Origin of the sequence: Enterobacter sp. PTB (assembly GCF_051130085.1) — a bacterium.
Classification (GTDB): Bacteria; Pseudomonadota; Gammaproteobacteria; order Enterobacterales; family Enterobacteriaceae; genus Enterobacter; species Enterobacter ludwigii.
In genome coordinates this window covers 194,079-207,726 of record NZ_JBDKEE010000003.1, presented here as the reverse complement: position 1 = coordinate 207,726, position 13,648 = coordinate 194,079, and the positions used below count along the sequence as shown (strand labels likewise).

Here is a 13,648-nt window from a genome sequence, read left to right as displayed (position 1 = left end):
TTCTTATTTTCGTGCGGCAAAGCGCCGCTTGTCGTAAAAATATTCACTTTTTATGCAATAACAGTGAATAACTCCATATCGTAACTTATTGATATTCTGTAACCCTAACCCGTTTATGCATTTTTATCGCTGGCTGGCACGAAGGCTGCAATCTACATTCACAGTGCAAACACTCAATTATTTAACATCTAAATAACCTTTTATTTACCGGATGAGGTCGCTATGTCTCTGTCAATTACGCGTGAAAATTTCGATGAATGGATGATGCCGGTTTACGCTCCGGCGGCTTTTATTCCGGTACGGGGGGAAGGCTCACGCCTGTGGGATCAACAGGGCAAAGAGTATATCGACTTTGCAGGCGGGATTGCAGTAAACGCGTTGGGCCACGCGCACCCGGCACTGCGTCAGGCGTTAAACGACCAGGCGGCGAAGTTCTGGCATACCGGTAACGGTTTTACCAACGAGCCCGCTCTGCGACTGGCGAAAAAGCTGATCGACGCAACATTTGCCGAAAAAGTCTTTTTCTGTAACTCAGGTGCGGAAGCAAACGAAGCTGCCCTGAAGCTGGCACGCAAATATGCACACGATAAATTTGGCGTTCATAAGAGCGGCATTGTGGCGTTTAAAAACGCGTTCCACGGCCGCACGCTCTTTACCGTCAGCGCCGGCGGTCAGCCGTCATACTCACAGGATTTTGCGCCACTGCCGCCGGATATTCGTCACGGCGTGTACAACGATCTGCAGTCCGCCAGCGAGCTTATCAACGACACCACCTGTGCGGTGATCGTCGAACCTATGCAGGGTGAGGGCGGGGTCCTTCCGGCGCAAAAAGCGTTCCTGCAGGGGCTGCGTGAGCTGTGCGATCGTCATCACGCGGTGCTGATTTTCGATGAAGTCCAGACGGGTGTGGGGCGTACCGGTGAGCTGTATGCCTATATGCACTACGGCGTAACGCCGGACGTGCTCTCTACGGCGAAAGCGCTGGGCGGCGGCTTCCCGATTGGCGCCATGCTGACCACTGATAAATTCGCCAGCGTAATGACCGTGGGTACGCATGGTACAACATACGGTGGTAACCCGCTGGCTACCGCCGTGGCCGGGCAGGTTCTCGACATCATTAACACGCCGGAAGTGCTCAAGGGCGTTAAACAACGTCATGACTGGTTTGTTGAGCGCCTGAACGCCATCAACAGCAAGACGGGACTGTTTAAAGAGATCCGCGGTCTGGGTCTGTTAATTGGCTGCGAACTCACACCTGAGTTTGCCGGAAAAGCTAAACTTATTTCACAGGAAGCGGCAAAAATGGGCGTGATGGTACTGATTGCCGGTGCCAACGTGGTGCGTTTTGCCCCTGCGCTGATTGTCAGCGAGGAAGAGGTGAGAACCGGTTTAGACCGTTTTGCACTGGCCTGTGAACATGTGAAGTCCGGGGTGTCATCATGATGGTCATCCGTCCCGTTGAGCGCGGCGATATCGCCGGGCTCATGCAGCTTGCCGGTAAGACGGGAGGCGGGCTGACCTCGCTTCCTGCCGATGAAAAAACGCTGTCGGCGCGCATTGAGCGCGCCCTGCAAACCTGGCAGGGGACGTTGCCAAAAAGCGAACAGGGTTATGTGTTCGTTCTCGAAGATACCGACACCGGTACCGTGGCCGGCATTTGCGCAATCGAAGTGGCCGTCGGGCTTAACGACCCGTGGTACAACTATCGTGTCGGTACGATGGTTCACGCCTCAAAAGAGCTGAACGTCTATAACGCGCTGCCCACGCTTTTTCTCTGTAATGACCACACGGGAGCCAGCGAGCTTTGCACGCTGTTCCTCGATCCTGCGTGGCGAAAAGAGGGCAACGGTTATCTGCTCTCCAAGTCGCGCTTCATGTTTATGGCCGCGTTCCGCGATCGTTTTAACGAAAAGGTCGTCGCCGAGATGCGTGGCGTGATCGACGACACCGGCTATTCACCTTTCTGGGAGAGCCTCGGCGAGCGCTTCTTCTCGATGGAGTTCAGCCGGGCGGACTATCTGTGCGGCACCGGGCAGAAAGCGTTTATCGCCGAACTGATGCCGAAACACCCCATCTATACCCATTTCTTAAGCCCCCAGGCGCAGGCGGTGATTGGCGAAGTGCACCCGCAAACCGCGCCGGCCCGGGCTGTGCTGGAAAAAGAGGGTTTCCGCTACCGTAACTATGTGGACATCTTTGACGGCGGACCCACCCTGGAGTGCGATATCGACCGCGTGCGAGCGATCCGTAAAAGCCGGCTGGTTGAGGTTTCCGAAGGCCAGCCTGCACCGGGTGAGTGGCCGGCATGTCTGGTGGCTAACGAGCAGTACAACAATTTCCGCGCCATGCTGGTGCGAACCAACCCGAAAAGTGAACGTCTGGTGCTGACGGCCGCGCAACTGGATGCCCTGAAATGTAACGCCGGCGACACGGTTCGCCTGGTGCGTCTCTGCCCTGAGGAGAAAACAGCATGACTTTATGGATCAACGGTGACTGGGTCACGGGCGAAGGCGAGCCGCGCATAAAGACCAATCCGGTCGGACAAGAAGTGCTCTGGAAGGGAAATGATGCCAGCGCCGGGCAGGTCGAACAGGCCTGTCACGCCGCCCGTCGCGCCTTCCCGGGATGGGCGAAACAATCGTTCTCCGTACGTCAGGGAATTGTCGAGAAATTTGCATCACTGCTGGAGGCCAATAAAGCCGAATTGACGCGCGTTATCGCTCAGGAAACCAGCAAGCCGCGCTGGGAGGCGGCCACGGAAGTGACGGCGATGATCAATAAAATCGCCATTTCGGTGAAGGCGTACCATACCCGTACCGGCGAGCAACATACCGATATGCCTGATGGCGCGGCCACGCTGCGCCACCGTCCGCACGGCGTGCTGGCGGTATTTGGCCCCTATAACTTCCCGGGGCATCTGCCGAACGGGCATATCGTGCCCGCGCTGCTGGCGGGCAATAGCGTGATTTTCAAGCCGAGTGAGTTAACGCCACTGACCGGTGAGGTGGTGGTGAAGCTCTGGGAACAGGCTGGTCTGCCGCACGGGGTGCTCAACCTGGTGCAGGGGGGGCGTGAAACCGGCCAGGCGCTGAGTGCGTTGAGTGATATCGACGGCCTGCTGTTTACCGGCAGCGCCGGAACGGGCTACCAACTGCATCGCCAGCTGGCGGGGCAGCCGGAAAAAATTCTCGCGCTGGAGATGGGCGGTAACAACCCGCTGATCGTTGAAGATCCCGATGATATCGACGCGGCGGTGCATTTGACCCTCCAGTCAGCGTTTATTACCGCCGGACAGCGCTGCACCTGCGCGCGTCGTCTGCTGGTGAAACGGGGTGCACAGGGCGACGCCTTCCTCGCGCGGCTGGTGGAAATCAGCGCGCGTCTGGTGCCTGCGCAGTGGGATGCCGACCCACAGCCGTTTATTGGGGGGCTGATTTCCGAGCAGGCCGCGCTGAACGTGCTGAAAGCCTGGCAGGATCACGTGGCGCGCGGGGCGAAAACCCTGCTTGAGCCAAAGCAAATCAAGCCCGGAACATCGCTCCTGACGCCGGGCATTGTTGAGATGAGTGGCGCACGCAACGTGCCGGATGAAGAGGTCTTTGGCCCGCTGCTCTGCGTCTGGCGTTATGACGATTTTGACAGCGCCATTGAGATGGCTAATCACACCCGCTATGGACTGTCGAGCGGTCTGATTTCCCCGCATCGTGAGAAATTTGATCAGCTGCTGCTCGAAGCACGCGCCGGGATTGTGAACTGGAATAAACCGCTTACCGGTGCGGCGAGTACGGCACCGTTTGGCGGGGTAGGCGCTTCGGGTAACCACCGCGCCAGCGCGTGGTATGCCGCAGATTACTGCGCGTGGCCGATGGCGAGCCTGGAAACGCCTGCGCTGACGCTGCCGGAAACGCTGAGTCCGGGGCTGGATTTTACTCAGGGGGATCGTCATGAAAGCGCGTGAAGTCAACTTTGACGGGCTGGTGGGGCTGACGCACCACTATGCTGGCCTCTCGTTTGGTAATGAAGCCTCGACGAAGCACCGTTTTCAGGTCTCCAACCCGAAACTGGCGGCGAAGCAGGGGCTGCTGAAAATGAAAGCCCTGTCGGATGCCGGTTTCCCGCAGGCGCTGATCCCGCCGCAGGAGCGCCCGAACGTGGCGGTGTTACGTCAGCTCGGCTTTAGCGGCAGCGATGAGCAGGTTATCGAAAAAGCGGGTACGCAGACGCCGCACCTGCTTTCAGCGGCGAGCTCTGCCTCGTCGATGTGGGTGGCAAACGCTGCTACCGTTGCACCGTCGGCTGATACGCTGGATGGCAAAGTGCATTTAACGGTGGCGAACCTGAATAACAAATTCCACCGTGCCACTGAAGCGGAGACGACCGAGCGCGTTCTGCGTGCGATTTTCCGTCATGAGGCCCACTTTGAGGTCCATCAGGCGTTGCCACAGGTGGCCATGTTCGGGGATGAAGGAGCGGCAAACCATAACCGTCTTGGGGGGGATTATGGCGATCCCGGCGTGCAACTGTTCATTTACGGGCGAGAAGAGGGCGGCCATTCGGCGCCTGTCCGTTATCCCGCCCGCCAGACGCTGGCGGCAAGCCAGGCCGTCGCGCGGCTGAACCAGGTGAATCCCTCACAGATGATTTTTGCTCAGCAGAACCCGCAGGTGATTGACCAAGGGGTTTTCCACAATGACGTCATTGCCGTCTCTAACCGCCAGGTGCTGTTCTGCCATGAGCAGGCGTTTGCCCATCAGGAGAAGCTGCTCGCTACGCTGCATGAGCGGGTGCCGGGGTTTATGCCGATTCAGGTGCCGACCCAGGCGGTCAGCGTGCAGGACGCGGTTGAAACTTACCTCTTTAATAGCCAGCTGTTGAGCCGTGAGGACGGCAGCATGATGCTGGTGCTGCCGCAAGAGTCACAGGACCATAAAGGGGTGTGGCGTTATCTGTCTGAACTGGTGAAAGCCGATAACCCGATCGATGAACTGCGCGTCTTTGACCTGCGCGAAAGCATGGCCAACGGCGGCGGTCCGGCCTGTTTACGCCTGCGCGTAGTGCTGACGCAGAACGAAATGCAGGCTGTTAATCCGGCCGTGATAATGAATGAGACGCTGTTTAACTCCCTGAATGACTGGGTGGATCGTTACTATCGCGACAGATTAACGCAGGCCGATCTGGTCGACCCTCAGCTACTGCGTGAAGGGCGTGAGGCGCTGGACGCGTTAACAACAATCCTGCAGTTGGGATCGGTTTATCCGTTCCAGCGCTAAAGGAGTGGCTATGGAAAATTTACTGGCGTTGACACTGGCCGATGAAACCCCCGAACAGCGTGAGGGGGAGGGCCCCTCATTTCACTGGCGGTGGCTGGGTCGCGGCGTCCTTGAACTGACACCGGCCGCGAAGAGTGAGTTATCGCTGCTGCTTTCAACCGGTATCCATGGCAATGAAACCGCGCCGGTTGAAATTGTCGACCTGCTGCTTCGCGCGTTGTATCGGGGAGATATCACCCTGCAGTGCCGTCTGCTGGTGGTGTTTGGCAACCCGCCTGCGCTGGCGCAAAACAAACGTTATCTTGAGAGCGACCTTAACCGCATGTTTGGCGGCCGCTGGTCACAGTTTGTGCCGGGCGATGAAACGTCGCGGGCGCAGTGGCTTGAGCACGTGGTTGCCACATTTTTCGCCGCGGCCGGTCCCGTGCGCTGGCATCTCGACCTGCATACGGCAATTCGCGCCTCTTATCATGTGCGCTTTGGTGTTCTGCCCCAGCGTAACCAGCCGTGGGATGAGGCGTTTCTGAGCTGGCTGGGCGACGCCGGGCTGGAGGCTCTGGTGTTTCATCAGTCGCCGGGGGGCACATTTACCCATTTCACCTGTGAGCATTTCGGCGCGCTGGCCTGCACGCTGGAGCTGGGAAAAGCGCTACCGTTTGGCCAGAACGATCTCACGCGCTTCGCGCCAACGCATCTTGCGCTTCGCGCGCTGCTCGGAGGATTGGCACCCGAGCCAACGGAACAGACTGTTGTGCGCTATCGGGTCGTACAGCAGATCACTCGTCGCAGCGAGGCCTTCCGGCTGCATATGGCCGCCCACACGCTGAACTTCACCCCTTTTCGCAAAGGCGTTCTGCTGGCGGAAGATGGCGACGAGCGTTACGAGGTGCAGAAAACCACTGAATATGTTCTGTTCCCTAATCCATCGGTAGCGTTTGGCCTGCGCGCCGGACTGATGCTGGAAAAAGTGTCCTGAACATTTCCCCTCTCATTGCCTGAGAGGGGAGCGTCAAAATATTTTTCTTAGCGATTAAAGCGCAATGACAACTATTGCAGAATATTCCTGGTGAATTGCTTTATTATTGGTCTTCACTTCGCTATACTTTTTTAAATTGCTTTGAAAATCATCATTTTGAATATTTTCGTTGCAACTCTCCATCCTTTATCCTTAATTCCTCCACATTTGGCGATAATTTGTTTTTTACACTTTCATTGTTTTACTGTTGCTCTGATTAATTGACGATAAACCCCGTAAAGTTAATCTCGTCAACACGGCATAGCGCCGAAGAATAACTGAAAGTAAGGAAATAAATTATGCGTAAGTTTACTGCACTGTTTGTTGCTTCTACCCTGGCTCTGGGCGCTACCAGCATGGCGTTCGCTGCAGATACCGCGACCACCACCACTGCCGCGCCTGTCGAAGGCAAAATGATGATGCATCATAAAGGCAAGCCGGGTATGCACCACGAGATGATGATGTTTAAAGATCTGAACCTGACGGATGCACAGAAACAGCAGGTCCGCGACATCATGAAAAGCCAGCGCGACCAGATGAAACGTCCGTCACTGGACGAACGCCGCGCGATGCATGACATCATCGCCAGCGACAGCTTCGATAAAGCAAAAGCCGAAGCGCAGATCGACAAAATGGCTGAGCAGCATAAAGCCCGCATGCTGGCGCATATGGAAACCCAGAACAAGATCTACAACATTCTGACGCCGGAACAGAAAAAACAATTTAATGCCAATTTTGAGAAGCGTCTGACAGAACGTCCAGCAATGGAAGGTAAAATGCCAGCACCAACCGAATAATCGGTTCAACATCTTAAGACCGCCGGGATCCTGTCCACAAAAGCGCTAACGCTGTGGACAGGACCGGCGGTTTTTCTTTCCTGCCCTCTTGTCTGCCGCCGCCAGAGCGGTATTCTCCTGTAGTCGCTTCAGAGAATGTTTGCAGAGTCATGGCGTTATAATTTTTATTAACGTTCCTCTAAGGCCTGCCCGCTCTGCTGCCGATACTGTGTCTGTGAAAACCCAACGATAACAAACAAGACAGCAACGATAGCGATATCCTTGCCCTGGCACAGGTTGTGCCTTTCAGGAGTGGTGATGGAGTTCTTTGATATCCGTAAGATGCCGGTCAGCCTCTGGCGCAATGGCGCAGGCGAGACGCGGGAAATTTGTTGTTTTCCGCCCGCAACGCGCGATTTTTACTGGCGTGCCAGTATCGCGACCATCGCCAGCAATGGCGAATTCTCCTCTTTTCCCGGTGTCGATCGGGTGATTACCTTGCTTGAAGGGGGTGAGGTAACGCTGGATGCCGGTCAGGCGTTCTGCCATACCCTGAAACATCATCAGCCATACCATTTTTCCGGCGATCAGCCGGTGAAAGCGCTGCTTTCCGAAGGACGGATGTCGATGGATTTCAACATCATGACCCGGCGTGACCGTTGTCAGGCGAAAGTGCGTGTCGCTGACCGCACCTTTACCACGTTCGGCTCCCGCGGGGGCGTCGCGTTCGTGTTAAGCGGGGCGTGGCAGCTTGGCGATAAGTTGCTGACGGCCGATCAGGGCGCCAGCTGGGAGGAGGGCGTCCATACTCTCCGCCTGCTGGAGGCTCAGGGCACCTTATTATTCAGCGAAATTAACTGGCTGCCGGGGCACTAAGCTCAATGACCTCATACTTGCCGGTTAACACGGGCTTGCAGAGAATTTTGTAGCCATCGTGGTCGAAACCGGCGGGTGTGCGCAGCAAGGTTGCCGCATCGTTTACATCGTCAACAGCGCCCAGCCAGAGCCAGTTGTTGATGATGTGATACTGGGTCATCGCGTCACCGACTTCTTTTAGCGCAACGGCACCCTCCCACGGCCAGCAGTTAACGCTAAGCGCCGCCAGCCCTGCGAGGAGCCGGGCGTGGTGTTCCTCAATGCTTTCTTTCCCACAGCAGGCCCCTGCGCAGCGCTTTAACGCTGAGCGGAAACAGGCCCGCCCGCGGGTGGTTGCTTCGAGGCCTAGCAGGCTGTAGCACAGCTGTAATTCATCGGCCAGCGTTTGCAGAGCCTGCAGAGCCGCCCGTTTGTTAGCGAACAGCCCGTAGAGATTGGGGGCGTGAGAAAAATCGACTTCCCGTGCGTAGACAACCTGCGGCTTACCGGCGTTTATCTGCAGGGAGCAGAGCTGCCGGTTGCGGCGCAGGCGCTTATTGAACAGCGGCTGTTGCTCTTTGATCAGCCGCGCTTCCAGTAAGAGCGCGCCCATCTCTCCGGCGGTACGAAACCAGGTGATGCGTCGCGACTGGCGCAGCATTGCCGCCTCGTCTGGCGTGCGCAGATGAGACATAACCCGGCTGCGAATATTTACGCTTTTGCCAATGTAGAGCGGAAGGGTGTCACTCTCACCGTGAAAGATATACACACCCGGCTGTTTAGGCAGTTCCTCAAGCCAGGGGCGAAGATGTTCGGGATATTCGTAGATAGCCGCCGCTTCAAACTCAAGACGCGGGGCGGATTGACGCCTGCTCACATACTACTCCATATACTGTTCAGGCATACAGTGTAGCAGAGCCGGTTTGGTTAAAAAAGAGCCGGAGGGCGCAACGGACGGTGCGGGCGAACACCCCCTCCCCAGAGAGAGGGTGCCAGAGTGTTACTTTTTCCAGAAATCATCGAACACGGTGATCGGTGGGCGACGCTTGTGCTCGGTTTTCAGATACCAGCTTTCAATGATCTTCGCGGTACCTTCATCCAGTTTTTTGCCTTCCAGATAATCATCAATATTGTCATAGGTGACACCCAGGGCCGCTTCATCCGGCAGGGAGGGGCGATCGTCTTCCAGATCTGCCGTTGGCGCTTTCTTGTAAAGGTGCTCCGGGCAACCCAGCGCGGCAAGGAGCTGCTTACCCTGACGTTTGTTGAGACGGAAGAGCGGGTTAATATCGGTACCGCCGTCGCCATACTTGGTGAAGAAACCCGTGATGGCTTCTGCCGCATGATCGGTACCGACCACAACGCCTTTGGTCATACCGGCAATGCTGTATTGCGCTTTCATACGTTCACGGGCTTTTTCATTGCCGCGGACAAAATCGCTCAACTCAATGCCTGCTTCGCGAAGCGCCTGCTCGCTGGCCAGCACCGATCCTTTGATATTGACGGTGAGTACGCGATCGGGCTGGATGAAGGCGATGGCATCCTGGCAATCCTGTTCATCGGCCTGCACGCCATAGGGAAGACGCACGGCAATAAACTGCAGCGCGTCATCACCCGTCTCTTCGCGGAGCTCTGAAATTGCCATCTGGCAGAGTTTACCGGCCAGGGTAGAGTCCTGACCGCCGCTGATGCCCAGCACCAGGGATTTCAGGAACGAGTGAGTTTTTAAATAAGACTTTAAAAAATCCACGCTGCGGCGGATCTCTTCTTGTGCGTCTACCGCGGGCTTCGCGCCCAGCGCCTGAATAATCTCTTGTTGCAGAGCCATCACGCCCTCCATATGCAGAACATAAACAGATTGTGTTAGCTGTTAAAACTAACCCTTTGAACGAGAAACGACAAGGATCACAGTTTCGAGTGCGCTAAATTGCGGCGATTTAGCAGGTTATCGTTGTTTTATTAGAATTTTCCGAAATTCGTCTGGCGGAATTCACAAAGTTGAACAATAGTACTTTTTATTCCATGCTTAGATAACACGCTGATAAACAAGAGGACGGAATATGAACAAGAACGTAGCAGGAATTCTTAGCGCAGCGGCGGTACTGACTATGCTGGCAGGGTGTACGGCCTACGACCGCACCAAAGATCAGTTTACACAGCCCGTAGTGAAAGATGTCAAAAAAGGCATGACCCGTTCGCAGGTGGCTGCGATTGCCGGCAAGCCTTCTTCTGAAGTGACAATGATTCATGCACGCGGTACCTGCCAGACCTATATCCTGGGTCAACGTGATGGTAAGGCAGAGACCTACTTCGTTGCGTTGGATGAGACCGGTCATGTGATCAACTCCGGTTACCAGACCTGTACTGAATACGATACCGATCCGCAGGCACCTAAGGCGCAGTAACGCTTCTTGCCTGAGTATGTTAACAAACCGGCCGTTGGGCCGGTTTTTTTATACATACGTAAATCTTATTTCTTCTCGCGAATTATTTGCCTGAAATGTGAAGGTAGTCAACACGCCAGGTCAATGAGAGACAATTTGCCCCTGTGCAGAATTATCTCCTGTCTGTACCATTGCGTATACTCACTCCAACGACAAACAACAGTAAGCAAACTACCTGTCTGCCAGGATAGCGAGTCGAGTGATAGCGCGATGGCAGGTAGTCATACGAGAGGGAAGTTACTATGGAAAAGAAACATATCTATCTGTTCTGCTCAGCAGGCATGTCAACCTCGCTTCTGGTGTCAAAGATGCGTGCTCAGGCTGAGAAGTATGAAGTCCCGGTGGTAATCGAAGCGTTTCCGGAGACGCTGGCGGGCGAAAAGGGCCAGACAGCCGACGTCGTTTTACTGGGGCCGCAAATTGCCTATATGTTGCCCGAAATTCAACGTCTGTTACCCAATAAACCGGTCGAAGTGATCGATTCGGGATTGTACGGCAAGATTGATGGTTTAGGTGTATTGAAAGCTGCTGTTGCAGCAATTAAAAAAGCTGCTAATTAATTTTTATTTTTCCCGTCAAAGAGTTATTTCACACACAATACGCCGTAACCCGCGTTGCGGCATTTAAGGGTATTTTCCTATGAGTAAAGTCATCGCTTCACTTGAAAAGGTACTCCTTCCTTTTGCTGTTAAAATAGGAAAGCAGCCTCACGTTAATGCCATCAAAAACGGTTTTATTAGATTAATGCCGTTGACGCTGGCTGGGGCAATGTTCGTTTTAATTAACAACGTTTTTCTGAGCTTTGGTGAAGGTTCCTTTTTTTATTCATTAGGAATTCGATTAGACGCTTCCACAATTGAAACCCTTAATGGTTTAAAAGCCATCGGCGGCAACGTATATAACGGTACGTTAGGTATTATGTCGCTGATGGCTCCTTTCTTTATTGGCATGGCACTGGCGGAAGAACGGAAAGTGGATCCGCTGGCCGCAGGTTTATTATCCATTGCCGCCTTTATGACCGTGACGCCATACAGCGTCGGTGAGGCCTATGCCGTAGGGGCCAACTGGCTGGGAGGCGCTAATATCATCTCCGGTATCGTAATCGGTCTGGTGGTTGCGGAGATGTTCACCTTTATTATTCGTCGCAACTGGGTTATCCGTTTACCGGATAGCGTGCCGGCGTCCGTTTCTCGTTCATTTTCCGCGTTGATTCCAGGCTTCATTATTCTCTCCATCATGGGGATTATCGCCTGGGCGCTCTCTCATTGGGGCACTAACTTCCACCAGATCATTATGGACTCTATCTCAACGCCGCTGGCGTCAATGGGTAGCGTGGTCGGTTGGGCGTATGTGATTTTCACCTCCCTGCTGTGGTTCTTTGGCGTGCATGGTTCACTGGCACTGGCGGCGCTCGACAGCGGTATCATGACCCCATGGGCACTGGAAAACGTTGCACTTTACCAGCAGTACGGCTCCGTTGACGCGGCGCTGGCAGCCGGTAAAACCTTCCATGTGTGGGCGAAGCCGATGCTTGACTCTTATATCTTCCTGGGGGGTACCGGGGCGACGCTGGGTCTGATCATCGCGGTCTTTATTGTTTCTCGTCGCGCTGACCATCGTCAGGTTGCGAAGCTGGCGCTGCCGTCAGGCATCTTCCAGATTAACGAGCCGATTCTGTTTGGTCTGCCAATCATCATGAACCCGGTAATGTTCATTCCGTTCATTCTGGTTCAGCCACTGCTGGCGGCCATAACCCTGACGGCCTATTACCTGGGCATTATCCCACCCGTCACCAACATTGCGCCGTGGACCATGCCGGCAGGTCTGGGGGCGTTCTTCAACACCAACGGTAGCGTGGCTGCCTTCCTGCTGGCGATATTCAACCTCGGGATTGCAACACTGCTCTATATGCCATTCGTGGCGATAGCAAACAAAGCTGCAACCGTTATCGATGAAGAAGAGAGCGAAGAGGATATCGCCCTCGCACTGAAATTCTAAAATTGCACGGCGCGGGGCAACCCGCGCCAGCCAAAAGGAGCTTAAAAATGTTAGATTTGGACAGTATTGTCGCAGAAGAAACCGCAGAGAACGATCTGGAAGAGGTGGTGATGGGGCTTATCATCAATTCCGGGCAGGCGCGTAGCCTGGCGTATGCCGCGCTCAAGCAGGCCAAGCAGGGTGATTTCGCAGCCGCGAAAACCATGATGGCACAGTCCCGTACGGCGCTGAACGAAGCGCACCTGGTGCAGACAAAGCTTATCGAAAGTGACCAGGGTGAAGGCAAGATGAAGGTCAGTCTGGTGCTGGTGCATGCGCAGGATCATCTGATGACGTCGATGCTGGCACGTGAACTGGTGGCCGAGTTAATTGAGCTTCACGAGAAGATGCAGTAAGGCAGATTTTGCAGCAGGAGGTCAGCGCGATGGAAATAAAAACCGCACTTGAACAGCAACTGTTTAATGGCAAAAATTTTCACGTGATTATTTACAACAAGACGGAGAGCGCGAGCGGTCTGCATCAGCATGACTACTATGAGTTCACGATTGTTCTGACCGGTCGCTACTACCAGGAAATCAACGGCAAGCGCGTCCTGCTTGAGCGGGGAGATTTCGTCTTCCTGCCGATGGGGTCCCATCACCAGAGCTTTTATGAATTTGGTGCAACCCGCATTCTTAACGTAGGTGTCAGCAGACGCTTCTTTGAGAAACACTATCTGCCGCTGGTGCCATTCTGCTTTGTGGCCTCGCAGGTCTATCGCATCAAAAACGAATTCATGACCTGGATTGAAACGGTTATCGCCTCGCTTAACTTTCGCGAGAATGAATTTGATGAGTTTATTGAAACGGTGACGTTTTATGTGATGAACCGTCTGCGCCATCATCGTGAAGAGCAGCAGGTAAGCGATGATATTCCGCAGTGGCTGCGCAGTACGGTTGAACTGATGCACGATAAAGGGCAATTCAGCGAAAATGCGCTGGAAAATATGGTCGCTTTGTCCGGTAAATCACAGGAATATCTGACCCGAGCAACTCAGCGTTATTATCGTAAAACGCCAGTGCAAATTATTAATGAAATCCGCATTAATTTTGCTAAAAAACAGCTGGAAATAACCAACTACTCGGTTACCGATATTGCTTATGAGTCAGGCTACAGTAGCCCCAGCTTGTTTATTAAGACCTTTAAGAAATTGACCTCGTTCACACCGAACAGTTACCGGAAGAACCTGACGGTAATTAATTAAATTTCGGCGGATTTACCCGCCACAAATATTGCCTTGATTGCTTGCCC

General features: G+C 54.3%; 14 protein-coding genes. 12 read left to right on the top strand and 2 right to left on the bottom strand.

Annotated elements, in window-relative coordinates:
• Positions 1-222: 222 nt before the first annotated feature.
• From astC to ves, 7 genes are all read left to right on the top strand, one after another.
• Positions 223-1,443 (top strand): succinylornithine/acetylornithine transaminase, encoded by a 1,221-nt coding sequence (astC, locus tag AAIR21_RS05180; RefSeq protein WP_014169663.1) that lies wholly within the window; start codon positions 223-225, stop codon positions 1,441-1,443.
• A complete protein-coding gene (gene astA / locus AAIR21_RS05175; RefSeq protein WP_014169664.1) occupies positions 1,440-2,474 on the top strand; it encodes an arginine N-succinyltransferase in 1,035 nt (344 codons plus the stop codon). The genes astC and astA overlap by 4 nt, the downstream gene beginning before the upstream one ends.
• A complete protein-coding gene (gene astD, locus AAIR21_RS05170) occupies positions 2,471-3,958 on the top strand; it encodes a succinylglutamate-semialdehyde dehydrogenase (protein ID WP_032681217.1) in 1,488 nt (495 codons plus the stop codon). Before astA ends, astD begins: the two co-directional genes overlap by 4 nt.
• The gene (gene astB, locus AAIR21_RS05165; protein ID WP_434680186.1) at positions 3,945-5,270 is read left to right on the top strand and encodes an N-succinylarginine dihydrolase; all 1,326 of its coding nucleotides are present in this window, start codon (positions 3,945-3,947) and stop codon (positions 5,268-5,270) included. The genes astD and astB overlap by 14 nt, the downstream gene beginning before the upstream one ends.
• Before the next feature lie 10 nt (positions 5,271-5,280).
• Positions 5,281-6,246, top strand: coding sequence for a succinylglutamate desuccinylase (astE, locus tag AAIR21_RS05160; protein ID WP_104440226.1), 966 nt, complete (start codon positions 5,281-5,283; stop codon positions 6,244-6,246).
• Positions 6,247-6,584: 338 nt separating this feature from the next.
• Complete coding sequence (gene spy / locus AAIR21_RS05155) at positions 6,585-7,082, top strand: ATP-independent periplasmic protein-refolding chaperone Spy (RefSeq protein WP_020884420.1); 498 nt, start codon at positions 6,585-6,587, stop codon at positions 7,080-7,082.
• 297 nt (positions 7,083-7,379) lie between these two features.
• Positions 7,380-7,937: an environmental stress-induced protein Ves gene (gene ves, locus AAIR21_RS05150; RefSeq protein ID WP_020884419.1), complete on the top strand. Its 558-nt coding sequence runs from the start codon at positions 7,380-7,382 to the stop codon at positions 7,935-7,937.
• Here the strand turns inward: ves and cho are convergent.
• The gene (gene cho / locus AAIR21_RS05145) at positions 7,915-8,793 is read right to left on the bottom strand and encodes an excinuclease Cho (protein WP_014169671.1); all 879 of its coding nucleotides are present in this window, start codon (positions 8,791-8,793) and stop codon (positions 7,915-7,917) included. The genes ves and cho overlap by 23 nt on opposite strands.
• 123 nt (positions 8,794-8,916) lie before the next feature.
• Positions 8,917-9,744 carry an ammonia-dependent NAD(+) synthetase gene (gene nadE, locus AAIR21_RS05140; RefSeq protein ID WP_020884418.1) on the bottom strand — a complete coding sequence of 276 codons (828 nt, stop codon included), beginning with the start codon at positions 9,742-9,744 and terminating at the stop codon, positions 8,917-8,919.
• A 232-nt stretch (positions 9,745-9,976) separates the two neighbouring features.
• Between nadE and osmE the strand changes: the two genes are divergently transcribed.
• From osmE to chbR, 5 genes are all read left to right on the top strand, one after another.
• Positions 9,977-10,321, top strand: coding sequence for an osmotically-inducible lipoprotein OsmE (gene osmE / locus AAIR21_RS05135; protein ID WP_014169673.1), 345 nt, complete (start codon positions 9,977-9,979; stop codon positions 10,319-10,321).
• 281 nt (positions 10,322-10,602) lie between these two features.
• Positions 10,603-10,920, top strand: coding sequence for a PTS N,N'-diacetylchitobiose transporter subunit IIB (gene chbB / locus AAIR21_RS05130; protein ID WP_008500676.1), 318 nt, complete (start codon positions 10,603-10,605; stop codon positions 10,918-10,920).
• A gap of 79 nt (positions 10,921-10,999) precedes the next feature.
• Positions 11,000-12,358: a PTS N,N'-diacetylchitobiose transporter subunit IIC gene (gene chbC, locus AAIR21_RS05125; RefSeq protein WP_014169674.1), complete on the top strand. Its 1,359-nt coding sequence runs from the start codon at positions 11,000-11,002 to the stop codon at positions 12,356-12,358.
• 47 nt (positions 12,359-12,405) lie between these two features.
• On the top strand, positions 12,406-12,753 hold the full coding sequence (chbA, locus tag AAIR21_RS05120; protein ID WP_032681213.1) for a PTS N,N'-diacetylchitobiose transporter subunit IIA: 348 nt from the start codon (positions 12,406-12,408) through the stop codon (positions 12,751-12,753).
• Positions 12,754-12,761: 8 nt separating this feature from the next.
• Entirely contained in the window at positions 12,762-13,601 is an 840-nt protein-coding gene (gene chbR / locus AAIR21_RS05115) for a transcriptional regulator ChbR (protein ID WP_014169676.1), read from the top strand.
• The last annotated feature ends 47 nt before the right edge of the window (positions 13,602-13,648 follow it).